The following is an 820-nucleotide window of genomic DNA, read 5'->3' on the forward strand; positions in this document are numbered from 1 at the left end:
AAATCCTTCACCGCCTCAAACGTCACCGCCCCACCACTGACAATCGCAATATCCCCGCCACTGTCGAGCTTCGCCGCTTGATACTTCTGGTCCCCGCCGCTCTGCAACGTCAGGTCGCCACCGGTCTTGATCTCACTCCCCACATTCGTCACCTGGGTGACTTCATCGCGCTGGGTTTTCTTGCTGCCCCAACCGCCCTTTTTGCTCATGTCGTACAGCGAATAGTTGCTGTCTTGCGCGGCCAGCAGGCTCAGTTCGTTGTCGGCGTGTACGTAGGCTTCGTTGCCGGCGCTGATTTTGCTGGCGACCAGGGTCAGGTCGGTGCCGGCGATGGCGATGAGGTCGCCGCCGGCTTTGAGTTCGGCGCTTTGTTGGGTGACGGTGTCGAGTTGGGTGGTGGTTTTGGTGCCGCCTTTTTTGCCTTTTGAGTAGTCGTGTTGTTCGTTGGCGGCGGCCAGGGTCAGGTTTTCGCCGGCTTTGACGCTGAGGTCTTTGGCGGCGCTGACGGTGCTGGCGACCACGGCGATGTCGCGGCGGGCGTCGATGGCGAGGTTGCCGCCCACGTCCACGTTCGAGCCGTATTGCAGGGTGGTTTGCTCGGTGCCTTTGACGCGGCGGCGTTGGTAGGCGTAGTCGTCCTGTTCGGTCTGACTGGCGATCACCACGTCGCGCCCGGCGGTCACACTGGCGTTGCCACCGGCCTTGAGGTCGCTGCCGACGTTAAGTACATCGCGCCCGGCGTTGAGCTTGAGGGTGTCGGTGGCTTCGAAGCGCGAGGCGTCGCTGGCCACGTCGTTGCGCAGTTGGTAGCCCTCGCCTT

General features: G+C 62.7%; 1 protein-coding gene. It reads right to left on the bottom strand.

Annotated features, from left to right (window positions below; all coding sequences use genetic code 11):
• A partial coding sequence (locus tag AOA59_RS00240) for a hemagglutinin repeat-containing protein (protein WP_178076217.1) occupies positions 1–820 on the bottom strand: 820 nt, incomplete at both ends.

It is taken from the genome of Pseudomonas sp. 2822-15 (genome assembly GCF_002742515.1).
Lineage (GTDB): Bacteria > Pseudomonadota > Gammaproteobacteria > Pseudomonadales > Pseudomonadaceae > Aquipseudomonas > Aquipseudomonas salomonii.